The 24499-nt window shown below is 71.4% G+C and carries 17 protein-coding genes and 1 other RNA gene; 12 read left to right on the top strand and 6 right to left on the bottom strand.

Annotated features, from left to right (window positions below; all coding sequences use genetic code 11):
- Window positions 1-92: 92 nt before the first annotated feature.
- The 4 genes from OG782_RS13670 to OG782_RS13655 form a co-directional block, all read right to left on the bottom strand.
- The gene (locus OG782_RS13670) at window positions 93-1016 is read right to left on the bottom strand and encodes a carbohydrate ABC transporter permease (RefSeq protein ID WP_406450695.1); all 924 of its coding nucleotides are present in this window, start codon (window positions 1014-1016) and stop codon (window positions 93-95) included.
- Entirely contained in the window at window positions 1013-2437 is a 1425-nt protein-coding gene (locus tag OG782_RS13665) for a carbohydrate ABC transporter permease (RefSeq protein WP_406450693.1), read from the bottom strand. The genes OG782_RS13670 and OG782_RS13665 overlap by 4 nt, the downstream gene beginning before the upstream one ends.
- Before the next feature lie 4 nt (window positions 2438-2441).
- Window positions 2442-3812, bottom strand: a complete 1371-nt coding sequence (locus tag OG782_RS13660) for an ABC transporter substrate-binding protein (RefSeq protein WP_406450691.1) — start codon at window positions 3810-3812, stop codon at window positions 2442-2444.
- 270 nt (window positions 3813-4082) lie between these two features.
- Window positions 4083-7964, bottom strand: a complete 3882-nt coding sequence (locus tag OG782_RS13655) for an FHA domain-containing protein (RefSeq protein ID WP_406450689.1) — start codon at window positions 7962-7964, stop codon at window positions 4083-4085.
- A gap of 531 nt (window positions 7965-8495) precedes the next feature.
- Between OG782_RS13655 and OG782_RS13650 the strand changes: the two genes are divergently transcribed.
- The 3 genes from OG782_RS13650 to prfB all read left to right on the top strand — a co-directional run bounded on the left by OG782_RS13650 (window position 8496) and on the right by prfB (window position 12859).
- Window positions 8496-10163: a protein kinase domain-containing protein gene (locus OG782_RS13650; protein ID WP_406450687.1), complete on the top strand. Its 1668-nt coding sequence runs from the start codon at window positions 8496-8498 to the stop codon at window positions 10161-10163.
- Window positions 10164-10419: 256 nt separating this feature from the next.
- Window positions 10420-11670, top strand: coding sequence for a serine/threonine-protein kinase (locus OG782_RS13645; RefSeq protein ID WP_406450685.1), 1251 nt, complete (start codon window positions 10420-10422; stop codon window positions 11668-11670).
- Between the two features lie 82 nt (window positions 11671-11752).
- Window positions 11753-12859 (top strand): peptide chain release factor 2, encoded by a 1107-nt coding sequence (prfB, locus tag OG782_RS13640; protein ID WP_406450683.1) that lies wholly within the window; start codon window positions 11753-11755, stop codon window positions 12857-12859.
- An 80-nt stretch (window positions 12860-12939) separates the two neighbouring features.
- Here the strand turns inward: prfB and OG782_RS13635 are convergent, their stop codons facing one another.
- Complete coding sequence (locus OG782_RS13635) at window positions 12940-14289, bottom strand: histidine-type phosphatase (protein WP_406459046.1); 1350 nt, start codon at window positions 14287-14289, stop codon at window positions 12940-12942.
- A gap of 452 nt (window positions 14290-14741) precedes the next feature.
- Here OG782_RS13635 and OG782_RS13630 point away from each other — a divergent pair, with 452 nt between their 5' ends.
- Complete coding sequence (locus tag OG782_RS13630; protein ID WP_406450681.1) at window positions 14742-15425, top strand: LPXTG cell wall anchor domain-containing protein; 684 nt, start codon at window positions 14742-14744, stop codon at window positions 15423-15425.
- 149 nt (window positions 15426-15574) lie between these two features.
- Here the strand turns inward: OG782_RS13630 and OG782_RS13625 are convergent, their stop codons facing one another.
- Window positions 15575-15775 carry a hypothetical protein gene (locus OG782_RS13625; RefSeq protein ID WP_406450679.1) on the bottom strand — a complete coding sequence of 67 codons (201 nt, stop codon included), beginning with the start codon at window positions 15773-15775 and terminating at the stop codon, window positions 15575-15577.
- A gap of 279 nt (window positions 15776-16054) precedes the next feature.
- On the opposite strand from OG782_RS13625, the gene ftsE reads away from it, so the two are divergent.
- The 8 genes from ftsE to OG782_RS13585 all read left to right on the top strand — a co-directional run bounded on the left by ftsE (window position 16055) and on the right by OG782_RS13585 (window position 24479).
- Window positions 16055-16744, top strand: coding sequence for a cell division ATP-binding protein FtsE (gene ftsE / locus OG782_RS13620; protein ID WP_024489199.1), 690 nt, complete (start codon window positions 16055-16057; stop codon window positions 16742-16744).
- Between the two features lie 23 nt (window positions 16745-16767).
- Entirely contained in the window at window positions 16768-17685 is a 918-nt protein-coding gene (gene ftsX / locus OG782_RS13615; protein WP_406450677.1) for a permease-like cell division protein FtsX, read from the top strand.
- 67 nt (window positions 17686-17752) lie between these two features.
- The gene (locus OG782_RS13610) at window positions 17753-18940 is read left to right on the top strand and encodes a S41 family peptidase (protein ID WP_406450675.1); all 1188 of its coding nucleotides are present in this window, start codon (window positions 17753-17755) and stop codon (window positions 18938-18940) included.
- Between the two features lie 18 nt (window positions 18941-18958).
- A complete protein-coding gene (gene smpB / locus OG782_RS13605; protein WP_406450673.1) occupies window positions 18959-19447 on the top strand; it encodes an SsrA-binding protein SmpB in 489 nt (162 codons plus the stop codon).
- Window positions 19448-19567: 120 nt separating this feature from the next.
- Window positions 19568-19955: a transfer-messenger RNA gene (gene ssrA / locus OG782_RS13600) on the top strand.
- 377 nt (window positions 19956-20332) lie between these two features.
- On the top strand, window positions 20333-21019 hold the full coding sequence (locus tag OG782_RS13595; RefSeq protein ID WP_406450671.1) for a hypothetical protein: 687 nt from the start codon (window positions 20333-20335) through the stop codon (window positions 21017-21019).
- Window positions 21016-23208: a bifunctional polysaccharide deacetylase/glycosyltransferase family 2 protein gene (locus tag OG782_RS13590; protein ID WP_406450669.1), complete on the top strand. Its 2193-nt coding sequence runs from the start codon at window positions 21016-21018 to the stop codon at window positions 23206-23208. Before OG782_RS13595 ends, OG782_RS13590 begins: the two co-directional genes overlap by 4 nt.
- Window positions 23205-24479, top strand: coding sequence for an acyltransferase family protein (locus OG782_RS13585; RefSeq protein WP_406450667.1), 1275 nt, complete (start codon window positions 23205-23207; stop codon window positions 24477-24479). The genes OG782_RS13590 and OG782_RS13585 overlap by 4 nt, the downstream gene beginning before the upstream one ends.
- Window positions 24480-24499 lie beyond the last annotated feature (20 nt).

Here is a 24499-nt window from a genome sequence, read left to right as displayed (position 1 = left end):
GCGTCGCTGTGCGTACGGCGTGAGTCACGCCTGGTCGGTTACCGCTCTGAGCGTTCGGCTTGCGTCACACCTGACCGTCAGTTGCCCATCGGTTACTTGACCGCTCCCGCCATCACGCCGGAGACGAACTGGCGCTGGAAGGCGAAGAACACCGCGAGCGGAATCACCATCGAGACGAAGGCGCCGGGCGCCAGCACGTCGATGTTGTTGCCGAACTGCCGCACCTGCTGCTGGAGTGCCACCGTGATCGGCGGGGAGTCGGAATCCGCGAAGATCAGCGCGACCAGCATGTCGTTCCACACCCAGAGGAACTGGAAGATCCCGAGCGAGGCGATCGCCGGTCCGCCCAGCGGCATCACGACCCGGGTGAAGAGCCGGATCTCGCCCGCCCCGTCGAGCCGCGCCGCCTCCAGCAGCTCCCGCGGGATCTCCGCGAAGAAGTTGCGCAGCAGGAAGATCGCGAACGGCAGGCCGAAGGCGGTGTGGAACATGATCACGCCGAAGGTCGTCTCGAAGATCCCGATCTCGCCGAAGAGCTTGGAGACCGGGATCAGCGCGACCTGCACCGGGACCACCAGCAGTCCCACGACCACCAGGAACCACCAGTCGCGGCCGGGGAACTCCATCCAGGCGAAGGCGTATCCGGCGAGCGAGCCGATGACCACGACCAGGACCGTCGACGGGACGGTGATCAGGACCGTGCTGAACAGCGAGTCGGTGATCGTCGAATTGTCGAGCAGCCGGGAGTAGTTGTCGAAGGTCAGCTCGGACGGGACGGTGAAGATCTTCCACCAGCCGGTCGCCGCGATCCGGTCCGCGCCGCGAAGCGAGGACAGGAACAGTCCGACGGTCGGCATCAGCCAGAACACGGCCACCAGGACCAGGACGACGCGCATCACGCCGCCGCCGGCCCTGGTCGCGATCCTTGCGCCGAGGGACCGCCGGGCCTTCGGCTTCCCGGTGTCCGGGGCGTCGCCCGCCGCGGCGGGCGCGGCCGTGGTCGAGGGTGTCGTCATCGGCGCCCCTCCTTCCGTATCCGCCTGATGTTGAAGAGCATCACCGGGACGACCAGCAGCAGCAGGAGTACGGCGATGGCGCTGCCGATCCCCAGGTCCGCGTCCGTGCCGAACGAGGACCGGTAGAGCTGGAGCGCCAGCACGTTCGCGTCGTCCTGCGAGGAGCCGGGCGCGATGATGAAGACCAGGTCGAAGACCTTCAGGACGTTGATCATCAGCGTCACCAGCACCACCGCGAGGACCGGGGCGAGCATCGGCACCGTGATCCGGCGGAACACCTGCCACTCGTTGGCCCCGTCCACCCGGGCCGCTTCGAGGAGTTCACGCGGCAGGCCCGCCAGGCCGGCCGCGATCAGCACCATGGCGAAGCCCGCCCACATCCAGACGTAACTCCCGATGATGCCGGGGGTCACGAAGGACGGGCCGAGCCAGTCCACCCCGTTGTACGGCTCCTTGAAGTTCGAGGCCGGGAGCCGGAGTTCGGCTCCGTCCGCCGAGGCGGGCAGGGTGAACGTGCCGTCCGCCCCCGCGGTGGCCGAGGCGACCACCTTGCCGTCCTTGACGGCCTCCACCTTGATGCCCTTGAGCCCCAGTTCCCTGGCGTCGATGACATTGGGACTGCCGCCGCCGCCCTTGGTGAAGTCCAGCCAGGCGGTGCCGGTGATCTGTCCGTTCCCGCCCGTCTGCGGGGCGCGGGCCGGCTTCGCGTCGGAGGGCATCTTCGCGGGCAGCACCCCGACCAGCGGCAGCTGGACCGGTTCCCCGGCCCGTACCGGCACCTTCGTCACGAAGGCGCCGCCGCCGGCCGCCTTGAGCGGATGGACGGGCAGCGGATGCGCCTTGGGGAAGCCCGCCGATTCGGCGAACGTGTCGTGCACGCCCACCCAGACGGCGTTGGCGACCCCGCGCTCCGGTGCCTGGTCGTACACCAGCCGGAAGATGATGCCGGCGGCCAGCATCGAGATCGCCATCGGCATGAAGACGATCAGCTTGAACGCGGTGCCCCAGCGGATCCGTTCCGTCAGCACCGCGAAGATCAGACCGAGTGCGGTGGAGACGGTCGGGGCGAAGACCACCCAGATCGCGTTGTTCTTGACCGCCGTACGGATGGTGTCGTCCGTGAACAGCGCCTTGTAGTTGCCGAACCCGGCGAAACCGGTCCCCGCCTGGTCGAAGAACGAGCGGTAGACGGAGTAGACGATCGGGTAGACCACGAGCGCGCCGAGCAGCACCAGCGCGGGCAGCAGGAAGAGCGCCGCGATGGCCCTGCGGGTACCGGTCACGCTCCTGCGACCGGGCGCCTTACGGAGAGGCGGCTCCCCGGGCAGAGGCTTCCTGGGGGCGGGTACCGAGGTCCCGCCGGATGGTTGCGTGTCGGCGGGGGGCGCCTCGTCGGCGCCCCCCGCTGCGGCTGTCGTCATCCCGTCAGCTCTTGTACGCCTTGGCCGCGTCGGACTCCAGTTTCGCCTGGGTCCCCGCGATGTCCTTCGGGTTCTTCAGGAAGTCCTGGAGGGTCTTCCACTCGCCCTTCCCGGGCGTTCCGCCGAACGACTGCGGGGCCTGGTCGGACATGTCGAACCGGACGGCGTCCCCGGCCGCGATCAGCGCCTTCGCCATCGTGCGCTGCACCTCGTTGGGGTACGCGGCGGCGTCCAGGGCCTTGTTCGGCGAGATGAACCCGCCCTGCTCGGCCCAGATCTTCGCGGCGTCGGTGGAGGCCAGCCAGGTCAGCAGGGCCTGGGCGCCCTTGCCGTCCTTCAGGGCCACCGCCGCGTCGCCGCCGGTCACCACGGGCGACTCGGCGCCGACCGCGGGGAACGGGAACACCTTGGCGTCCGTACCGACCTTGGCCTTCGTCTGCGCGATGTTGATGCTGACGAAGTCACCCTCGAAGACCATGGCGCCCTTGGGCTGGTCCCCGCCGGTGAAGGTCTGGGTGACCGAGGCCGGGAACTCCGTCTGGAGCGCGCCGTCGGCACCGCCCGCGATCAGGGAGGGCTTGCCGAAGAGCTGGGCCAGCGTGGTCAGCGCGTCCTTGACGGACGCATCCGTCCACTTGATCTTGTGCTGGGCCAGCTGGTCGTACTTCTCCGGGCCCGCCTGGGAGAGGTAGATGTTCTCGAACCAGTCGGTGAGCGTCCAGCCGTCCGCGCCGCCGACCGAGACCGGGGTGACGCCCGAGGCGGACACCGTCTCCGCGGTCGCCAGGAAGTCCTTCCAGGTCTTCGGCTCGCTCGCGCCCGCGTTCTCGAACGCCTTGGCGTTGTACCAGATCAGCGACTTGTTGGCGGCCTTGAAGTACACGCCGTACTGCGTGCCGTCCACCGCGCCGAGGTCCTGCCAGACCTGGGAGTAGTTCTTGGCCAGCTGGGCCTTGGCCCCGGCTCCGACCGGCTTGGCCCACTTCTTCGCCACGGCCTGCTGGATCGCGCCGACCTGCGGGATCATCGCGACGTCCGGCGGCTGGCCGCCCGCGATCTTCGTACCGAGGAAGTTGACGATCGGGTCCTGCGCCGGGACGAAGGTCACCGTCGCGCCCGTGCGCTTCTCGAACTCCTTGAGCACCTTGACGAAGTTGGCCTGTTCGGGGCCCGTCCAGACCGCCGCGACCGACAGTTTCTCGCCGTCCAGTTTCGGTAAAACGACGCTCGACGCGTTGTCCTTGCCGTTCGCGGAGCCGCCGTCGTCCGCCTTGCCCTTTCCGCCGTCACCGTCGTCGCTGCAACCGGTGAGGGCCAGTGCGCCGATGGCGGTGAACACCAAGGCGGCCCTGCGAATCCGAAGGGTTGTGCGCATTCCTGCCCCGTCTCTCTGTGCGCGTGCACCGACCGGCGCGGCCTGAATCCCGACGCCGGCCGGTCATTCATCACGTCGTCGTGTGCGCACAGTCCTACGCCGGGCATCCGGGCGCCGCAAGGCCGTCCTCGGGCCCAAATCAGTGATCGTGATGGGCTCGTGACGTGAGGTCAGTGCAGGTATCCGGCCATTGGGGACGAGGGGGTGCGCCGCACCCCCTCGCCGCACAGGGGTGCCTCCGGTACGGCTCGAGGGTGCCTCCGGCGTCGCTCAGGGATGCGCGGACGGCAGGGGCGCCGGCGGCTCGGCGTTCACCGAACGGGCCGCGCGCTCCAGCGCACTCGCCAGCAGCGCCAGGTCCGTCGGGCCGTTGCCCAGCTCGCGCACCGGGCGGCGGGTGGGCGGATCGCCCATCCGCTCCCACTCCAGGGGGACGACCGTCGGCCGCAGCGTCGCCGTACGCGGAATGCGGCCCGTCACCCGGCCGCCCTGGAACGGTGTCACCCGACCGTCCGGATGCCCCAGCCGCCCGCGGCCCGGCGCCGGTTCGTCCGGTGACGGCGGGACGACGGGCGGATCGAGCACGATGCGCAACCGCGCTCCGCGGGCCAGTTCGGTGTCCTCCGTGCGGTCCGGGCGGGCGGACGTCGCGACCAGATGGACGCCGAGCCGGCCGCCGTCCCTCGCCACGGCCTCCAGCGCCCGTACGACCGAGCCGGCGGCCGGCCGGCCGGGACTGCCCAGGGCCGGGGCGATCAGCGCGTCGAAGTCGTCCACGAGCACGACGAGCCTGGGCAGCGGTGAGGGGCCCGGGTCCACCGCACGGGCCGAGGCGGGCCGCAGCCGCAGGGTGCCGCTCAGCTGGGACTCGACGTCCCCGTGCTGCTCGGACGGACCGGGCGGGCGCTGCCCGACCATCCGCTGCGCCACCTCGTGCCGGCTGTGCCACTCGGCGAAGTCGAGCCCGCCGAGGAGTTCGGCCCGCCGCTTCAGCTCGCCGCCCAGCGCCTGGGCGAACTCCCGCATCCTGACCGGATCGGAGGCCACCAGGTGTGTGAACGCGTGCGGGAGTTCGGTGCAGGGGCGCAGACTCTCGCCACGCTCGCCGCCCGCCCCGTCGACCAGCAGGATGCCGAGCCGGTCCGGCCGCGAGGCGGCGGCCAGCGAGGCGGCGACGGCCCGCAGCAGCTCGGTGCGTCCGCTGCCGCCGGGGCCCTCGATCAGGAGGTGCGGTCCCTCGTCGGCGAGGTCCACACTCACCGGCCCGCGGGGTCCGGCGCCGAGCACCACCACGGGCCGTCCGGCGAGGACGGCCACACCCGTGTCGGCCGGCCGGTGGCTCGTGTCCGCGGCGGTGGATCCGTGCTCGGCTGCCTGGGCGGCGGCCCGCCCGGATTCGGCGCCGCGCGCGGCGACCTGCGGCCCGTCGCTCTGACGCGGCCCGCTGACCCGGTTCGATGAGCGCCCCGAACCGGCGGGACGCAGGCTGCCGGTGTCCGGCGCGTCCCCTCCGGCGCCGCTCCCCACGCCCGCCGCCCCGCCCCAGGACCGGGTGTCGGACCCCGGCAGAGTGCGGGAACTGGTCTCCCCGGGGCCCCCGTCGTGACGCTGCCCGCCCACCCGGGGGTAGGGGGTGCGCCCGGAGCCGGGCGTGGTGCCGGGGTACGGGGTGCGGCCCGAGCTCCGGTTCTCCGCGCTGCCCGGGTACGGGGTGCGGCCGGAGCCGGGGGCGGTGTCCGGGTACGGGGTGCGGCCCGGGCCCGCGTCGTCGTAGGCGTCACCGCGGCCGGCGGCGCGTCGCGGCACGCCTGCGTGGGTGTCGCGGCCGTCGGACGTGCGGGGGTACGGCGTGCGCCCGGAGCCCTGGTTCTCCGAGCTGCCGGGGTACGGCGTGCGCCCGGAGCCCCGGGTGTCCGTGCTGTCCGGGTACCGCGTCCGTCCCGACCACGGGTCGTCCGAGGCGCCGGGGTACGGGGTGCGGCCGGAGCCCCGGCCCTCCGTGCGGCCCGAGCCCCGGCCCTCTGCGCGGTCGGGGTAAGGGGTGCGGCCGGAGCTTCCGGGCTGCCAGGTGTCCGTGCTCGCGGCGGTGGCCGTGTACGGGGCGTCGCCGCCCGTGCGCTGGGCGCCCACGCGGGGGCCCGCGCTGCCCGTGCCGTGGACCGTGGCACCCGGCTGGTGGTCCGCCGTGGAGGCCCAGCGGGCCATCAGGGAGGCCGGGGTGGCGCGGGCCAGGCCCAGCTCGTCCAGGAGGCGCGCGGACGGTGGGAGCGCCACCGCCGCCGGGCGGCCCGGCAGCGCGGCCGAACCCTCCGCGCGCAGCGGGGCCAGCGCCCGTCCGAACCGCTGCGCCCACTGCGCCGACACCGCGTCCACCGTGGCGACCGTGCCGTGCCCGGCCGCCCGGCCGCCCGCCGTGCGCAGCAGCCGCAGGGCCGTCGCCACATCGCCGCTCAGCATCGCCACGGCCCCGCACTCGCGGAAGGCGATCGACGCGTGGCACGCCGCCTCGTACGTCGCGGCGACCGGTGAGGTGGGGGTGGCGGCCGGGGTCTCGGCCAGACAGATCAGATGGATGCCCGCGGCCGCACCCGCAGCGGCCAGCCGGGCGGTGTTCTCGCGCAGCACGGCCGAACCGGGATCGCCGTCGACGATCACCACGGTGAACGGTCCCTCGTGGTGCCGGGCGGCCTCGGCGACCGTACCGGGGTCGAGGCTCGCCCAGCCGGGACCGAGCGGTCCGTCGTCCAGCCGGCGCACCAGCTCCGTCGTCCGGGCGAGCGCCTGATCGCGGTCGTACGCCAGCAGCAGCCGGCAGTCCTGGCCGTGCATCGGCCGCAGATGCGGCAGCCAGCCCAGCCAGGCCCACTCGCGCCGGCGCTCGTCCACGCCGCGCGCCCGGTCCGTGCTGATCAGCACGATCTCCAGATCGGCGGGGGAGTGCAGTGCGGCCAGCTGTGCCACGGCGGAGCGGGCCAGTCCCGCCAGCCGTTCCCGAGGTCCGGCGAGGCCCAGCGAACCGGCCTCCCGCAGCCCCACGGTCACCGGCACGGCGGGCAGCTCGGCCCGCTCGGTCGTGCCCAGCCGGAGCACCAGCGCCTCCGGGTGCGTGGTGTCGCGCTCCCACAGCCGCGGGCCCGGTCCGAGCGCCGTCAGCAGGATCGACGCGGGATCGGGCCAGGTGCCCTCCGGGGCGGTGGGCAGGGAGGCGAACGTGGCGGCGGCCGACGGCGGACCGCTCTCGCCGGGTGCGCCCGGGTGCACCGGCTCGCCCTTGTTGCCCGCGAGCCTGCGGGCCCACGCGCCTATCCCGCCGCGCCGGGGCGCCTCCTCGTCCGGATGGCCGGGGCGCCCGGGGCCGGACCGCGGCCGCGCCGCGTCCCGGTCGTCGCCCCCGGGGCCGTGCTCGTGATCGAGGGAGGCGAATCCTTCGTGGGTCTGCGGCCCGCTGTAGTCATGGCCGGAGCCGTCCCCGTAGCCGTGGTCCGGGTACGGGGCGGCGGCCGGCGGCTTCGACACCCGCAGATGGCCCTCGCCGTCCGGGGCCGTCCCCAGCGTCGGCGTACGCGCACCCGAGGTGAGCCGGAGCGTCGATTCGCCGAGCCGCAGCAGCGCGCCGGGCTTCAGCCGGACCGGGCGGTCGCGGACCTCCGCACCGTCCAGCGAGGTGCCGTTGGTCGAGCCCAGGTCGGCCACGGCGACCCGGCCGTCGTCGGAGACCGTCACCGCGCAGTGCAGCCGGGACACATCGGGGTCGTCGAGCGGCACATCGGCCTCGGCCGAGCGGCCGATCCGGATCCGCCCGCCGTGCAGGAGGTGGACCCCGCCCGCGTCGGGGCCCGCGATCACGTGCAGCTGGGCGGGGACGGAGTCGTCGGCCGTCTCGTCGTCGCCCGGCACCTGGAGCGAGAGCACGGCCCCGTCGACCAGGGGCGGCTCACCGAGCGCGCACCGCTGCGCGTCGAGGCGTTCCCGCCCGGCGAACAGCACCACCGCGCCGCTGCCGAGGGAGCCGTCGGGGCCGGAGACGGCCGCGGCCAGGCTGGACGCCACGGTGGCCAGCGCCGTGCCCGCGGGGGCGGTGACGAGCACGTCGCAGGCGCGCGCCGGGGTCTGGCCGCTGCGCGGCGCGAGGACGGTCAGCCGGATCTGCATCGCCGTCAGCGGTCCCTTCTGCGCGCGGTGACCGGCAGGGGGAACGCCCTGTGATTCCCCCCACCCGGCACGGACGCGTCGTCCGGTACAGGTTCGTCACGTACCGCGGAGCTCCCGACCCCACAGTCCGTGCTGAGGGCATCCTCGCATCTGTCACTGACAACACGCCCGGCGGTCACCGCTAAGTGATCTTGAAACGTCGGCTGTGCGCCCATAAGTGCCTGCTTGGCCGGTTCCCCGGCGGGGCGGCGGGCGGCCCGGCGAGGGGGTGGTGCGACCCGGACCGGGGTCCGGAACCGTTCCCTCACGTCTCCGGGCGGCAACCATCCGGCCGGTGCGGGCGTCTTCCCCCGCGACCGGTGCGCCCCGGGGGCCGGGAGGCCGTGTCCGCACCGGAGGATTACGGGAATGCGGACAAAAAGGTAACCTTCCCGACCCGGTCCTCCACTTGGTCCACCCCACTAGAGTGGGCCGGAAACTCCGGACGGATCCGGGGACCACGAGCACCACGACCAGCAGGGAGCGCATGACGTGCGGCCGGTAGGCAGCAAGTACCTGCTCGAGGAGCCGCTGGGACGCGGCGCCACGGGCACCGTCTGGCGCGCCCGCCAGCGGGAGACCGCGGGCGCCGAGGCGGCCGTCGCAGGCCAGCCGGGCGAGACCGTGGCGATCAAGGTCCTCAAGGAGGAGCTCGCCAACGACGCGGACGTCGTGATGCGGTTCCTGCGCGAACGCTCCGTGCTGCTGCGGCTGACCCACCCGAACATCGTGCGCACCCGGGACCTGGTCGTGGAGGGCGATCTCCTCGCCCTCGTGATGGACCTGGTCGACGGTCCCGACCTGCACCGCTACCTCCGCGACAACGGCCCGCTCACCCCGGTCGCCGCCTCGCTGCTCACCGCGCAGATCGCGGACGCGCTCGCCGCCAGCCATGCCGACGGCGTCGTCCACCGCGATCTGAAGCCCGCCAACGTGCTGCTCGACGAGCGCGACGGCGAGATGCACCCGATGCTCACCGACTTCGGCATCGCCCGCCTCGCCGACTCCCCGGGCCTGACCCGGACCCATGAGTTCGTCGGTACGCCGGCCTATGTGGCACCCGAGTCGGCCGAGGGCCGCCCGCAGACCTCCGCCGTCGACATCTACGGCGCCGGAATCCTGCTGTACGAGCTGCTCACCGGACGTCCGCCGTTCGCCGGCGGCACCGCGCTCGAGGTCCTGCACCGCCACCTCAGCGAGGAGCCCCGTCGCCCCAGCACGGTCCCGGCCCCGCTGTGGACGGTGATAGAGCGCTGCCTCAGCAAGGACCCGGACCGCCGGCCCAGCGCCGAGAACCTCGCCCGTGCGCTGCGTACCGTCGCCGCCGGCATCGGTGTGCACGCGAACTCCGCGCAGATCGCCGCCGCCGACGGGGTGGCGGCCCTCCTCGCGCCCGACCCGGCACCCACCGCCGTCCCCGAGGTGCCCGGGGCGGCCGACCGGACGCAGGTGCTGCCGAGCAACGCCGGTTCGTACGACCCGAACGCGGCCACCAGCGTGATGCAGCAGAACGCCGGGCCGGGTGGCGGTCACGCCGACCCGACCGCGGTCATGCCGCCGGTCCCTCCACGGCCCGACGGGTCCCCGCAGTCCGACGACCCGCACCCCTGGCAGTCCCAGCTCCAGGCCGCCCGCGACCGCAACGAGCAGACGCAGGTCCAGTACCTCGACCCGAGCCAGGACCCGCTGCGCCGCCGCCCCCAGCGCCAGCAGCAGCCGCCGCCGCAGCAGCCGCGCCGCCAGCAGCAACAGCAGCAGTACCCCCAGCAGCAGTACCAGCCTCAGCAACAGCAGTACCAGCCGCAGCAGCAGCGCCAGCCGCAGCAGCAGCGCCAGCAGTACGCGCAGCCCCAGCAGCAGCATCAGCCCCAGCAGTACGCGCCGCCGCAACAACCTCAGCAGCCCCAGCAGCGCCCGCCCCGCGAGCCGAGGCAGCGCAGCGCCAACCCGATGAAGATCCCGGGCCTCGGCTGCCTCAAGGGGTGCCTGTTCACGCTGGTCCTGCTCTTCGTAGCGAGCTGGCTGATCTGGGAGCTCACCCCGCTGAAGGACTGGATCGGCCAGGGCCAGAGCTACTGGCACGCGATGACCGACGCCTTCGACACCGTCACCGGCTGGATCTCGAAGCTGGGCGGCGACAGCGGCGGCAGCGGCAACTGACCGGGCGCACGCGCTCCCTGGGCCGTGCGACACCGGCCCGGGGCGACCGGCCCCGGGCGTGCGACACCGGCCCGGGGCGTGCGCACGCCGTCAACTCTGTAGCTATATCGACTTCTGCGGACCAATTCCGCGGCAATTCGCCCGCAGAAGCGAAGGTTGGCGCCATCCAGGGCGCGCGACCCCCCGATCGCCGCGTAACTTTGTCGACCGGGGGTTGTTGAGCGAGGGTTCATCGCCAGCCGCTGAGGGAGCAGTCTTGGCACGGAATATCGGCAGCCGGTACACCGCCCACCAGATCCTGGGGCGCGGCAGCGCCGGCACGGTGTGGCTCGGTGACGGCCCCGAGGGGCCCGTCGCCATCAAACTGCTCCGCGAGGACCTCGCGTCCGACCAGGAGCTCGTGGGCCGCTTCGTCCAGGAGCGCACGGCGCTGCTCGGACTCGACCATCCGCACGTCGTCGCCGTACGGGACCTCGTGGTGGACGGCAACGATCTGGCCCTGGTCATGAACCTGGTCCGCGGTACGGATCTGCGCACCCGGCTCGACCGCGAGCGCCGGCTGGCCCCCGAGGCCGCGGTCGCCATCGTCGCGGACGTCGCCGACGGCCTCGCCGCCGCGCACGCGGCGGGCGTCGTCCACCGCGACGTCAAGCCGGAGAACATCCTGCTCGACATGGAGGGCCCGCTCGGCCCCGGCAACTCCCACCCGGCGCTGCTCACCGACTTCGGTGTGGCCAAGCTGATCGACACCCCGCGCCGCACCAAGGCCACCAAGATCATCGGTACGCCGGACTATCTGGCCCCCGAGATCGTCGAGGGCCTCCCGCCGCGCGCCGCCGTCGACATCTACGCCCTCGCGACGGTGCTGTACGAGCTCCTGGCGGGCTTCACTCCCTTCGGCGGCGGCCACCCCGGCGCCGTCCTGCGCCGCCATGTCACCGAGACCGTGGTCCCGCTCCCCGGCATCCCCGAGGAGCTGTGGCAGCTGCTGGTCCAGTGCCTGGCCAAGGCCCCGGCCTCCCGGCTGCGCGCCTCCGAGCTGGCGGCCCGGCTGCGCGAGCAGCTTCCGCACCTGAGCGGCATCCCGCCCCTGGACGTGGACGAACCGGACGATGAGCCGGAGCCCCAGCCGCACGGCCAGGGCTACGACGAGCAGCAGTACACCCCGGCCGCCGACGAACCCCGCCGCCGCGGTGCCGTCCCGCTGGTCCCCGGCTCGTCCCCCGACTCCAACCGGGACACCCACACGAGCATGCGCGTCCCTGCCCCCGACGAGCTCTCCGGCGGCCCCCGCGGCACCGCCCGCGCCCCGCGCGCCCCGGGACGGCCCCGGCCCGGCTCGGCCCGCAACAAGTCGGCGGCGATTCGCAAGCGCCGTCTGACCCTGGGCGCCGCGGCCCTCGTGCTGGTCGCCGGAGCCGGGGTGGGCGGCTGGCTGGCGCTGGGCGGCGACGGCGCGGGGGCGACGCCGCAGGACACGAAGAATTCGGCCCCCGCCACCCCCTGACCCGGACACCGGTGGCGGGGCGGGGGAGAGGCGATCCCGCGGCCCGAGGAATGTCCGCGCCGACAGCCGTTACGCTGGACCCGTGGCAGTCGTCGATATTTCCGAAGAGCTGAAGTCCCTCTCCTCGACCATGGGGTCGATCGAGGCCGTCCTGGACCTGGATGCGCTGAGGGCGGACATCGCCGCGCTCGAGGAGCAGGCGGCCGCCCCGTCCCTCTGGGACGACCCGGAGGCGGCGCAGAAGATCACCAGCAAGCTTTCGCACCTCCAGGCCGAGGTCCGCAAGACCGAGGCCCTGCGCGGCCGCATCGACGATCTCGAGGTCCTCTTCGAGCTCGCCGAGGACGAGGGCGACGCCGACGCCCTCGCGGAGGCGGAGACCGAGCTGGAGTCGGTCCGCAAGGCGCTGGACGAGATGGAGGTCCGCACGCTCCTCTCCGGCGAGTACGACGCCCGCGAGGCGCTCGTCACCATCCGGGCCGAGGCCGGCGGCGTCGACGCCGCGGACTTCGCGGAGAAGCTCCAGCGCATGTACCTCCGCTGGGCCGAGCGGCACAACTACAAGACCGAGGTCTACGAGACGGCGTACGCCGAAGAGGCCGGCATCAAGTCGACCACCTTCGCCGTGGAGGTCCCGTACGCGTACGGCACGCTCTCCGTCGAGCAGGGCACCCACCGCCTCGTCCGGATCTCCCCGTTCGACAACCAGGGCCGCCGCCAGACGTCCTTCGCCGGCGTCGAGGTGCTGCCGGTGGTCGAGCAGACGGACCACGTCGAGATCGACGAGTCCGAGCTGCGCATCGACGTGTACCGCTCCTCGGGCCCCGGCGGCCAGGGCGTCAACACCACGGACTCCGCGGTGCGCCTGACCCACCTGCCCACCGGCATCGTCGTCTCCTGCCAGAACGAGCGCTCGCAGATCCAGAACAAGGCGTCCGCGATGAACGTCCTCCAGGCCAAGCTCCTCGAGCGCCGCCGCCAGGAGGAGCAGGCGAAGATGAACGCGCTCAAGGGCGACGGCGGCAACTCCTGGGGCAACCAGATGCGCTCCTACGTCCTGCACCCGTACCAGATGGTCAAGGACCTGCGTACGGAGTTCGAGATGGGCAACCCGGAAGCGGTCTTCAACGGCGAGATCGACGGCTTCATCGAGGCCGGAATCCGCTGGCGCAAGCAGAGCGAGAAGTAGCCCCGCGGGGCGGACGCACACGAGGACGGGCGTGGGAGCAACTGCTCCCACGCCCGTCCTCGTGCGTGCGCGTGGACGTGTCAGGAAGCGGTGCGGCCGAGGCACCGCTTCAGCTCGTCGACCTCGTAGAAGTAGCTGCCCTTCGCCACCGGCTCGCAGCCCTTCCTGAACGCGGTCTGCTTCTCGTTGTAGAGCATCCGCACGAGGTACTTGTCGCCCTTCTCGAAGAGGTCCCACTGGATGTTCGTGGCCATGGAGGCCACGGACGCCCCGCGCCAGGGGTTGTTGGCATAGGTGTACGGCTTCCGCGGCGACGCGGCCTTCGTGCTCCCCGGCAGCCCCATGAGCGCGGCCAGCGGGATGATCTCCTCCGCGTGCGTGAAGCGCAGTTCGGCGCCCGCGTCACTGGTTCCGGCCCGCTTGGCGTCGATCTTCGCGAAGAAGTCGTCGAGCAGGACGTTCGCCATCCGGTAGGTGATGTCGCTGTCGTCGAAGCCCGGCCCCTTCTCGTAGAAGTCCTCGGCGTCGCTGAGGTAGGCGAACCACCGCGCGTCGCGCGGCGCGATGTAGCGCCCCATGTTCCAGTCGCCCTCGTCGGACATGGCCGGGGCGATGCTGTAGAGGGCGTAGACGGCCTGGGCGGCCTCCACCTCGGTGCCGGTCGAGGAGAACTCGCCCGCCGAGATCCGCTCGACGAAGGCGGGCTTGAAGATCTTCTTCAGCACATTGCGGGCGGCGGTGTGCGAGGCCGGCCGGCCGGTGATCGCGTCGAGGGTGGCGGCGAGCCGCTCGTCGTTGTCGACGTAGTCCCGGTACTCCGCGCCGCCGGCCGACTTGTGGAAGTAGAGCAGGTCGGCGTCGGTCCTGGCCGGGGTGATGAGCGGCGCCAGCGCCGGGTCGTTCTCGGCGAGGGCCTCGGCGAACAGGTTCCCGCTGTCGACGGCCCGGTCCTTGCCGGAATTGGTGACGTTGATCTGCTCGGATTCCTTGGCGATCTGCTTGAAGAGCCCGGGAAGCCGCTTCTCCAGCCGCGCGGCGGTGTCCTGGATCTCACGCACGCCCCGGCCGCTGAGCTGTCCGTAGCCGATCTTGTCCATGGCGGCGAGCAACGCCTTCGTCTCGCCGCCGAACCGCTCACCGGCCGGGGTGAGCTGTCCCTCGCTCCGGGCCTTGTCCCACAGGGCCAGGATCAGGTCGCCGTCCTCGCTGTCCGACGCCGCGCGGGAGCCGTGGCGCGAGACGCTCTCGGTGAAGACCGGGACGAATCCCTTGGGGGCCTGCTGGTAGGACCGCATGTTCTGCTGCGGCGCGTACGGCGTCTTGGTGGCGTAGTTGCCGGAGGGGCCGGCCTGGGCCTGCGCCGGCAGTGCTGTGGCCAGCAGGGCGGAGAGGGCGAGCGTCAGAGCGGTTGCGGCGGTTGCCTTCTGCATGGATTCACCGGGTTCGGTACGAGGCGGCGGGGCGGACGCCCGCAGCATGATCTGTCCGGATGAACGCGGGGCGACGGCGGCAAGGCGCCTGGGGGCGTTGCCCCGCCCCGTGCCGTCGGGGCGCTGCCCCGCGTGTGCCGAAACGGTCATGGGGCGTACGGGAGTTGGCCGTCCGAGTTGCGTAGAAGCCGTGGTGAGTGCGTCACAGTCGTGGTTCTGAATGAGGGTCAACCAGTGCTGAACCGGGACAGATTACACGGAACGGCCTTGACGTAGTCCTTAACTCTGGACAAGGTGCTGGAGCAGCATGCGTATGTCTGGGACGGTTGTGATCGGGGGCGGGCGGCATGGCCACGACACCACGTGGGCCGGCGCTCGGAGCGAACCCCGCCGGACGATCGCCCGCATATGGCTGCTCCACTGACGAGTACAGCTACTGGGGGTAGCAGCACATGACGAAGAAGACGCGTGTACGCGTCGCGCGGATAGCCGCGGGTGCGGTCATCGCCGCGGGTGCCTCGCTGACCGCCGCCGGTGCGGCGCAGGCCGTCGGCATCGGTGTCGACGTCGCGGGTGTTCATGTCGGCGTCCAGACCGCGGACGAGCCGGGCGAGGGTGACGAGACGTGCAGCCCGCTCGACCCGCGGTGCGAGGAGCCGACGGACCCGCCGACCGAGCCGACGGACCCGCCCACCGAGCCGACCGATCCGCCCACCGAGCCGACGGACCCGCCGACCGAGCCGACCGATCCGCCGACCGAGCCGACGGACCCGCCGACCGAGCCGACCGATCCGCCGACCGAGCCGACGGACCCGCCGACCAAGCCGACCACGGACCCGACGGACCCGACCACGGACCCGACCACGGACCCGTCGGAGCCCGGTCAGACCGGTGCTCCCGATGACGACGCCAACACCTGCACCGTCGACCTCGACGGTGCCGAGTGCGCCGACAACAACACCGACACCGACTCGGTCGGCAACCAGCCGGCCGAGCAGGGCAAGGGCAAGGACGAGCTCGCCGAGACCGGTGCGGCCGAGACCACGTTCCTGCTGATCGGTGCCGCGACGATGATCGCCGGAGGCATCGGCTTCCGGATCCTGCCGCGCCTGGTGAACGGCCGCACGGCCGCCTGAGGCCGCTGACGCCGGACACACAGAGGGGCCCGGGACGCCGATCGGCGTCCCGGGCCCCTCTTCGTATGCGTACGAGCGGACACGCGCTGTGCGCGGATGAACGTTCTTGCGGAGCCCCTGGGAGGGCGGCGCAGGCGGTGGGGCGGGCGCTACACGCCCTGGTGCGCCAGCAGCGCCAGTGCGCCCAGTAGTACCACCATCAGCGCGACCAGCATCGCCGGGCTCAGCCCCGCGAACGGTCCCTGCTCCTGTTCCTGCTGCAGTCGCGCGCGGCTCGCCCGGCATACGGGGCAGCGCCCCTCGTTCACGGGGGCCGCGCAGTTTGCGCACACCAGCCGGTCATAGGTCATGCGCTTTCCTCCTCCCGCGCGGCGGAGCCGCACAAGCCTTCACTCCGCACAACGCTCACGGAAACGCAACCGTTCCCCCTACCACTGTGCCAGCTCGCGCGGATTTCGGCGCGGCCCGCCGGATACCTCCCGGTCCGTTCCCGTTCCGTTCCTGTTACGGCGGAGCCCGACCGCTGCCGTTTCACCGTAAATCACCCATCCCGGTACGCGCGCCTGCACGCCTGAGCCCGGTTCGCGTATGGTCACGCACACCTACTCCCGGCCGACCGTGGTGCATCCGTGATCCGATTCGACAACGTCTCCAAGACCTACCCGAAGCAGAGCCGTCCCGCTCTACGGGATGTGTCTCTCGATATCGAGAAGGGCGAGTTCGTCTTCCTGGTGGGCTCCTCCGGCTCCGGCAAGTCCACCTTCATGCGCCTCATCCTGCGCGAGGAGCGCGCCAGCCAGGGCATGGTCCATGTCCTGGGCAAGGACCTCGCGCGCATGTCCAACTGGAAAGTGCCGCACATGCGCCGCCAGCTGGGCACGGTCTTCCAGGACTTCCGCCTGCTTCCCAACAAGACCGTCGCGGAGAACGTGGCGTTCGCCCAGGAAGTGATCGGCAAGCCGCGCGGCGAGATCCGCAAGGCGGTGCCGCAGGTCCTCGACCTCGTCGGCCTCGGCGGCAAGGAGGACCGGATGCCCGGTGAGCTCTCCGGTGGTGAGCAGCAGCGCGTGGCGATCGCGCGGGCCTTCGTCAACCGGCCCATGCTGCTGATCGCGGACGAGCCGACCGGCAACCTCGACCCGCAGACCTCGGTCGGCATCATGAAGCTGCTGGACCGGATCAACCGGACCGGCACCACCGTGATCATGGCGACCCACGACCAGAACATCGTCGACCAGATGCGCAAACGCGTCATCGAGCTCGAGCAGGGCCGTCTCGTACGCGACCAGGCGCGCGGCGTCTACGGCTACCAGCACTGAGCACCGAGCACTGAAAGGACGCCATGCGCGCCCAGTTCGTCCTGTCGGAGATCGGCGTCGGCCTCCGTCGCAACCTCACGATGACTTTCGCCGTCGTCGTCTCCGTCGCCCTCTCGCTTGCCCTGTTCGGCGGCGCGCTGCTCATGCGCGAGCAGGTCAGCACGATGAAGGACTACTGGTACGACAAGGTCAACGTCTCCATCTACCTCTGTGGCAAGGGGGATGCGGAGACGGTGGTGCAGTGCGCCAAGGGTGCGGTCACCACGCAGCAGAAGAAGGAGATCGAGGGCGATCTCAAGAAGATGGACGTCGTCGAGACGGTGACGTACGAGTCGTCCGACCAGGCGTACAAGCACTACCAGGAGGAGTTCGGCGACTCCCCGATGGCGGGCAACATCACGCCGGACCAGATGCCGGAGTCCTTCCGCGTCAAGCTGCACGACCCCACGAAGTACAAGGTCGTCGCCACGGCCTTCTCCGGGCGTGACGGGGTGCAGTCCGTCCAGGACCAGAGAAGCATCCTGGACAACCTCTTCGGTCTGATGAACGGCATGAACGTCGCCGCGCTCTTCGTGATGGCGCTGATGCTCGTCATCGCCCTGATGCTGATCGTGAACACCGTCAGGGTGTCGGCGTTCAGCCGAAGGCGCGAGACCGGCATCATGCGGCTCGTCGGCGCCTCCGGCTTCTACATCCAGATGCCGTTCATCATGGAGGCCGCGTTCGCCGGTCTCATCGGCGGTGTACTGGCCTGCGTCATGCTGCTGGCCGGCCGCTACTTCCTCATCGACGGTGGTCTGGCGCTCCAGGACAAGCTGAACCTGATCGACTTCATCGGCTGGGACGCGGTCCTGACCAAGCTCCCGCTGGTCCTGGCGATCGGGCTGCTGATGCCCGCCGTTGCCGCCCTCTTCGCCCTGCGCAAGTACCTCAAGGTGTGACGAGCGCCCCTGAGGCGCGCGGCCAACGGTCCGTGCGCCCATGGAGCGTTGACCTAGACTCGGCGCCATGCCGGACCCCGTCAGCAGTGTCGGACCCCGCGGCCTTCGCCGCGGGGCGGCCCTGACGTTGGTCTTCGCGGGCGTGCTCGCCACGGCCGCCGCCACCGGATCGCTGCCGCACGGGGACGGGCGGAGCCCGCAGGTGAAGACCCGGTCCGTCGCCGCCACCGCCGACCGCGACGAGGTGGCCGATGCCGCCGCCGACGCGGTGGCCGACGGCAAGTCCGGTACGGAGGCGGCCGAGGAGGTCGTCAGCCGCAGCGGGGACCGCTGGGGCGCCGTGTACGACGAGCGGGAGTACCAGGAGTTCGAGCAGGCCCTCGACGGCTCGTACACGGGCGTCGGGATCGCCGCCAGACGCTCCGCCGACGGGCTGGTCGCGGTCGCCAGGGTCCAGCCGGGCAGCCCCGCCGACCGGGCCGGCATCAGGGCGGGCGACCTGCTCCGCTCCGTCGACGGCCACCGGGTCGACAGGCGCCCGGTCTCCGACGTCGTGGCCCTGCTGCGCGGTGACCGCAGCGGCGCGGCCGCGGGGAGCGCCGTCGTGCTGGGGGTTCAGCGGGGGTCCGCCACCCGGACCGAGACGCTGCGCCGGGCCCGGCTCGCCACCCAGGCCGTCACCGTGCGGCGGCTCGGACCGTACCGTTCCGATTCCTCCGCAGCTGTACTGATCGAGGTCGGATCGTTCACCAAGGGATCGGGCGCCGCGGTCCGGGAAGCGGTGCGCGAGGCGCCGGCCGGCGCCGGGGTGCTGCTGGATCTGCGCGGCAACTCCGGCGGGCTGGTCACCGAGGCCGTCACCGCCGCCTCGGCGTTCCTGGACGGCGGTCTGGTCGCCACGTACGACGTGCACGGCGAGCAGCGCGCCCTGTACGCGGAGGCCGGGGGTGACACCGTGCGCCCCGTCGTCGTCCTCATCGACGGCGGCACCATGAGCGCGGCCGAACTCCTGACGGGTGCGCTCCAGGACCGGGGCCGTGCCGTCACGGTCGGCTCGCGCACCTTCGGCAAGGGCTCCGTCCAGATGCCGAGCAGGCTCGCGGGCGGCTCGGTGGCCGAGCTGACCGTCGGCCACTACCGCACTCCGGCGGGCCGCGGTGTCGACGGCCGGGGCATCACCCCCGACCTCGCGGTGACCTCGCGGGCCCAGGAGCGGGCCGAGACAGTATTGAGTGGCCTCGGGGGCGGGTCGTAGTGCGAAAATGGCAGCACTATGGCTAAGGAAAAAGACACCGGGCGCAAGATGGTCGCGCAGAACAAGAAGGCGCGGCACGACTACACCATCCTCGATACCTATGAGTGCGGCCTCGTACTGATGGGCACCGAGGTCAAATCGCTGCGCATGGGCCGGGCCTCGCTGGTGGACGGCTTCGTTCAGATCGACGGCGGCGAGGCGTGGCTGCACAACATCCACGTCCCGGAGTACGTCCAGGGCACCTGGACCAACCACACCGCCAAGCGCAAGCGCAAGCTGCTGATGCACCGGGCCGAGATCGACAAGCTGGAGTCGAAGTCGCAGGAGACCGGGCACACGATCGTGCCGCTCGCCCTGTACTTCACCAATGGCCGGGTCAAGGTCGAGATCGCGCTGGCCAAGGGCAAGAAGGAGTACGACAAGCGGCAGACGCTGCGCGAGAAGCAGGACACGAGGGAGACGAACCGGGCGATCTCGGCGGCCCGCCGCCGCCAGCGGAGCGCCTGAGCGCACCGCGCCAGTGGCTGCCGGCCGGTCCGGCAGGAATACGCTGGCATCGTCGTGCGTTGGTCACGTACGATGGCACTGCACCCCACGGGGTGTGTACCACCTTTGAAAAATCAACATGGGGATGATCGGTTTCGACAGCGGATGTCGAGGCAGGGGAAGCGAGTCGAGGAAGCGGCAATGATCTCGTAAACCATATGTCGCAAACAATAATCGCCAATTCCAAGCGCGATTCCTCCGCCTTCGCCCTCGCTGCCTAATTAGCAGCTAAGCGAAGACTCTGCGGAGTGTCAGCCCGGGGGTGATCCCGACCCGGATCCTGGCATCACTAAGGGATCTAAACTTCTAAGCCCGGTCACGGGGCCTAGAAGGAAATCAAACAGTGGCTGGGCCTGTCGGAGGCTTGTTCGTGTGACCTCCGGGGCCGAGAAAAGCGTAGCGAACTGCACTCGGAGAAGCCCTGGTTCCGCACCGTTGGACGCGGGTTCGATTCCCGCCATCTCCACAATTCCCATGTGAACGAGGACCCCGTTGCCACCGGCAACGGGGTCCTCGTTTTTTGTCTCCCCGGACGCTGTACCCCGTGCGATGTACGCCGTTCGAAGCCGCCGGCGCACGGGGCGTGCGGCCCGGCGTGCGCTCCCGGCCCTCACTCCATGTCGCTTCAGGGACGAACCCGCAGGGGCCAGTGGCCCCAACGCGGTTCGAAAACGGATGTATGTCTCATGATGAACAGCGGCTGCCGACATGACCGAACTGTCGTCGGCGTGCGCTACATTCATGCCCCGGGTGCACCGTGGTAAGGGGCGCTGGGACAGGGTGGGGGCCCGTCCGGCGGCAACACACAACCGGCCAGTCGCGCGCACCCGTTCCTGAGTGGGGGAAGTGCGTACAACAGTGGAAACATGGCGTGAAGGGGCCCGTGCGGGGCATACGCACGAGCCGAACGAAGTCACCATTCAACTTGACGGGCTGGGGAGGCAGCTTTCCGAGCTGCTCCCGGAACCGGGCGCTCCGGAAGGCTCCGACGGCCCCGTCTTCGTCGACGAGAGCGGGCGGCGCGGCAAGACGCTCCGGCGGCTCGGCTGGGTTCTGGCCGCGATCTGTGTCGGCTACGCGGTGACGCTGATCGTCGCCCTGCTCGGCGGCAACTCCAGCGCACCCTTCCTGCCTCTCTCGGAGCAGGAGGGGCACAAGAAGGCGGAAGAGGTGCAGACGCCGGTCACACCCGGCCGGAGCCCTGGCATCCCGATGTCACCCGGTGCGACGTCCGGCGCCTCGCCGTCCGCCCCGCAGACCGGAGCCGGCGCGCCCGCCCCGGGCAGCGCCGGCCGCTCCTCGGCTCCCGGGACCGGATCCTCTCCGTCGGCGCTCTCCGCGTCGTCCGAGGACCACGCCGCTCCGGGCGAAAGCACCGGCGGCAGCGCACCGGCCGGCGGGACGACTGCCTCCGCACCGCCCGTCGCCCCCGTGACACCGTCCGCCGACGCATCGGCTTCGCCGGCCCCGTCTCCGCCCGTCGGGACCCCGGATCCTCCTGTGGAAGAGCAAGAAGGCGCCAACCAGAGATGACCACCCCCGTCCCACGGGGCAGGCACAACCGTAAGAAGCAGACCCGGCGGCGCAGGCTTCCCATGCGCTACATGCTGCCGTTCCTGTTCCTCGTTGCCCTGCTCGCCATGCTCATGCTGCGCGGCTACGTGCACAGCGAAATCCTCGCCGACCACCGGATCCAGCCACCGGCGGCCACCGACCGGGTGCCCGAGCGGGTGCTCGACGGCGGGCCGGTCATCGACGCCCGCAGCGTCACCGAGCCCGCCAGGACCCTGCGCATCCCCGATCACCGCATCGTGCTGACCTTCGACGACGGCCCCGACCCGGTGTGGACCCCGCGGGTGCTCGACAAGCTCAGGCAGTACGACGCACACGCCGTCTTCTTCGTCACCGGCACCATGGCCTCGCGCTACCCCGAGCTGGTGGAGCGGATGGTCAGGGAGGGGCACGAGGTCGGGCTGCACACGTTCAACCACCCCGATCTCTCCTACCAGAGCACCGGCCGCATCGACTGGGAGCTCTCCCAGAACCAGCTGGTGCTGGCCGGTGCGGCAGGCATCCGTACGTCTCTGTTCCGGCCGCCGTACTCCTCGTTCGCCGACGCCATGGACAACAAGTCCTGGCCGGTCACCCAGTACGTCGGCAGCCGCGGCTACCTCACCGTCGTCAACAACACCGACAGCGAGGACTGGAAGCGCCCCGGGGTCGGCGTCATCAGCAAGAACGCCACCCCGAAGCACGGCAGGGGCGCCGTCGTCCTGATGCACGACTCGGGGGGCGACCGGTCCCAGACCGTGGCCGCGCTCGGCCACTTCCTGCCGAAGATGCAGGACAAGGGATACGAGTTCACCAACCTCACCGACGCACTCGGCGCACCCAGCGCGCACACCCCGGTCACCGGGTTCGCGCTCTGGAAGGGCAAGGCGTTCGTCTACGCCGTGGGCGTCTCGGAGCACATCACCGATGTGCTGGTGGTGGGTCTCGCCGTCATCGGGGTGCTGGTCCTCGCACGCTTCGGCCTGATGCTGCTGCTGTCCTTCGTCCATGCCCGCCGGGTGCGCCGCAAGGGCTTCGGCTGGGGCGAGCCGCTCACCCGGCCGGTGTCGGTCCTGGTGCCCGCGTACAACGAGAGCAAGTGCATCGCCAACACGGTGCGTTCGCTGGTGGCGAGCGACTACCCGGTCGAGGTCATCGTCATCGACGACGGCTCCACCGACGGCACCGCGGAGCTCGTCGAGGCGATGCGGCTGCGGCATGTCAGGGTGGTGCGCCAGCGCAACGCCGGCAAGCCCGCCGCCCTCAACAACGGCATCGCGCACGCCCGCTACGACATCATCGTGATGATGGACGGCGACACGGTCTTCGAGCCGTCCACCGTCCGCGAGCTCGTGCAGCCCTTCGCCGACGCACGCGTCGGCGCCGTCGCCGGCAACGCCAAGGTCGGCAACCGCGATTCGCTGATCGGCGCCTGGCAGCACATCGAGTACGTGATGGGCTTCAACCTCGACCGCCGGATGTACGACCTGCTGCGCTGCATGCCCACCATCCCCGGCGCGGTCGGGGCGTTCCGCCGCGACGCCCTGGAGCGGATCGGCGGCATGAGCGAGGACACCCTCGCCGAGGACACCGACGTCACCATGGCCCTGCACCGCGACGGCTGGCGCGTCGTGTACGCGGAGAACGCCCGCGCCTGGACCGAGGCGCCGGAGACCGTGCAGCAGCTCTGGTCGCAGCGCTACCGGTGGTCGTACGGCACGATGCAGGCCATCTGGAAGCACCGCCGCGCGGTCATCGAGCGCGGTCCGTCGGGCCGTTTCGGACGTGTCGGGCTGCCGTTCGTCGCCCTGTTCATGGTCGTCGCCCCGCTGCTCGCCCCCCTCATCGACGTCTTCCTGCTGTACGGGCTCGTCTTCGGCCCCACCCGGCAGACGGTCGTCGCCTGGCTCGGCGTCCTCTCGGTGCAGGCCGTCTGCGCCGCGTACGCCTTCCGGCTCGACCGGGAACGCATGACCCATCTGATCTCGCTGCCCCTCCAGCAGGTCCTCTACCGGCAGCTCATGTACGTGGTGCTGCTCCAGTCCTGGATCACCGCTCTCACCGGCGGCCGGCTGCGCTGGCAGAAGCTGCGCCGCACGGGAGTCGTGGAGGCGCCCGGTTCGATGCCGGGCCAGCGCAGGCGCAGCAATGACCGGAGGCCCGTCGCATGACCCACCCGAGCCCTCCCTCCGCGTACCCGCAGCAGCCGCCCGGGCCGCACGCCGTGCCGTTCCCGGGGCCGGACCACCGCCGTCCCGCGCCGCCCACCGAGGCGGTCGCGGCGGTCCCCGCCCAGGTGGGGGCGCCGGTGCCCACCGGGGCGAAGGCGGCCGGCCGCGACCGCTACCTCGATCTGCTGCGGGCCGTCGCCCTGGTCCGCGTCGTCGTCTTCCACCTGTTCGGCTGGGCCTGGCTCACCATCCTGTTCCCGTCCATGGGCGTGATGTTCGCCCTGGCCGGATCCCTGATGGCCAGGTCGCTGGCCCGGCCCGCGTGGAGCGTCATCCGCGGCCGGCTGCGCAGGCTGCTGCCGCCGATGTGGGTGTTCGGCGCCCTCGTCGTACCGATGATGTTCGTGATGGGCCTGAAGCCGGTGCGGGAGGAGGGGATCTGGTGGTTCCTCAAGCTGGGCTGCTACCTCCTGCCGGTCGGCTCGCCGCCGTTCCCCTGGGAGAACGGCTCCGAGGGCGGATTCCTGGAGCAGTCCTGGGCCGAGCAGGCGGTGGGCCCGCTCTGGTACATCCGCGCCTACCTGTGGTTCGTACTGGCCTCCCCGCTGCTGCTGAAGGCGTTCCGCCGGCTGCCGTGGGCGACTCTCCTCGCGCCGGTCGGCCTCACCGCCGTCATCGGCACGGATCTGCTGCCCGTCCCCGGCGCGACGGGTGAGGCACTCGTCGACTTCGCCGTGTTCGGATCCTGCTGGATCCTGGGCTTCGCCCACCACGACGGGCTGCTGCGCACGGTCCCGCGCTACCTCTCGGTCTCCACGGCCGCGATGATCATGGCCTTCGGCCTCTGGTGGGCGTCGGGGCACCTCACCGAGGAGGGCTGGAACCTGGACGAGATCCCGCTCGCCCAGGCCTGCTGGTCGCTCGGCTTCTGCGCGATCCTGCTCCAGTACGCACCCTCGTGGCAGCGGCTGCCCGGCCGGCTGGCCCGCTGGGACAGGCCGGTCACCCTGGCCAACAACCGGGCCGTGACGATCTACCTCTGGCACAACATGCTGCTGATGGCGACGATGCCGCTCATCGACCAGCTGTGGAACGTCCCCTGGGTCGGCGACCACCTCGGTACGTACATCGACGCGTCGTACGACGTGCTCGTGCTGATCCTGATCTGGCCGCTGATCGGGGTGATGATCCTCGCGGTCGGCTGGGTCGAGGACGTCGCGGCCGGGCGCGGGCCGCGGCTGTGGCCCGACAGCGCACCGAAGCGGCGGTGAGCACCCTCACCGGGCCGCCT

Source organism: Streptomyces sp. NBC_00876, assembly GCF_045207435.1.
Lineage (GTDB): Bacteria > Actinomycetota > Actinomycetes > Streptomycetales > Streptomycetaceae > Streptomyces.
The sequence above is the reverse complement of the archived record's forward strand: the minus strand, read 5'-3'. Positions and strand labels throughout refer to the sequence as shown.

Bases quoted from the DNA above. Each gene is read 5' to 3' on its own strand.
- OG782_RS13670 (WP_406450695.1), bottom strand. From the start codon at position 1,016: ATGACGACACCCTCGACCACGGCCGCGCCCGCCGCGGCGGGCGACGCC.
- OG782_RS13625 (WP_406450679.1), bottom strand. From the start codon at position 15,775: ATGACCTATGACCGGCTGGTGTGCGCAAACTGCGCGGCCCCCGTGAAC.
- OG782_RS13590 (WP_406450669.1), top strand. From the start codon at position 21,016: ATGACCACCCCCGTCCCACGGGGCAGGCACAACCGTAAGAAGCAGACC.
- OG782_RS13660 (WP_406450691.1), bottom strand. From the start codon at position 3,812: ATGCGCACAACCCTTCGGATTCGCAGGGCCGCCTTGGTGTTCACCGCC.
- OG782_RS13655 (WP_406450689.1), bottom strand. From the start codon at position 7,964: ATGCAGATCCGGCTGACCGTCCTCGCGCCGCGCAGCGGCCAGACCCCG.
- OG782_RS13630 (WP_406450681.1), top strand. From the start codon at position 14,742: ATGACGAAGAAGACGCGTGTACGCGTCGCGCGGATAGCCGCGGGTGCG.
- OG782_RS13665 (WP_406450693.1), bottom strand. From the start codon at position 2,437: ATGACGACAGCCGCAGCGGGGGGCGCCGACGAGGCGCCCCCCGCCGAC.
- smpB (WP_406450673.1), top strand. From the start codon at position 18,959: ATGGCTAAGGAAAAAGACACCGGGCGCAAGATGGTCGCGCAGAACAAG.
- OG782_RS13635 (WP_406459046.1), bottom strand. From the start codon at position 14,289: ATGCAGAAGGCAACCGCCGCAACCGCTCTGACGCTCGCCCTCTCCGCC.
- ftsX (WP_406450677.1), top strand. From the start codon at position 16,768: ATGCGCGCCCAGTTCGTCCTGTCGGAGATCGGCGTCGGCCTCCGTCGC.
- OG782_RS13610 (WP_406450675.1), top strand. From the start codon at position 17,753: ATGCCGGACCCCGTCAGCAGTGTCGGACCCCGCGGCCTTCGCCGCGGG.
- OG782_RS13585 (WP_406450667.1), top strand. From the start codon at position 23,205: ATGACCCACCCGAGCCCTCCCTCCGCGTACCCGCAGCAGCCGCCCGGG.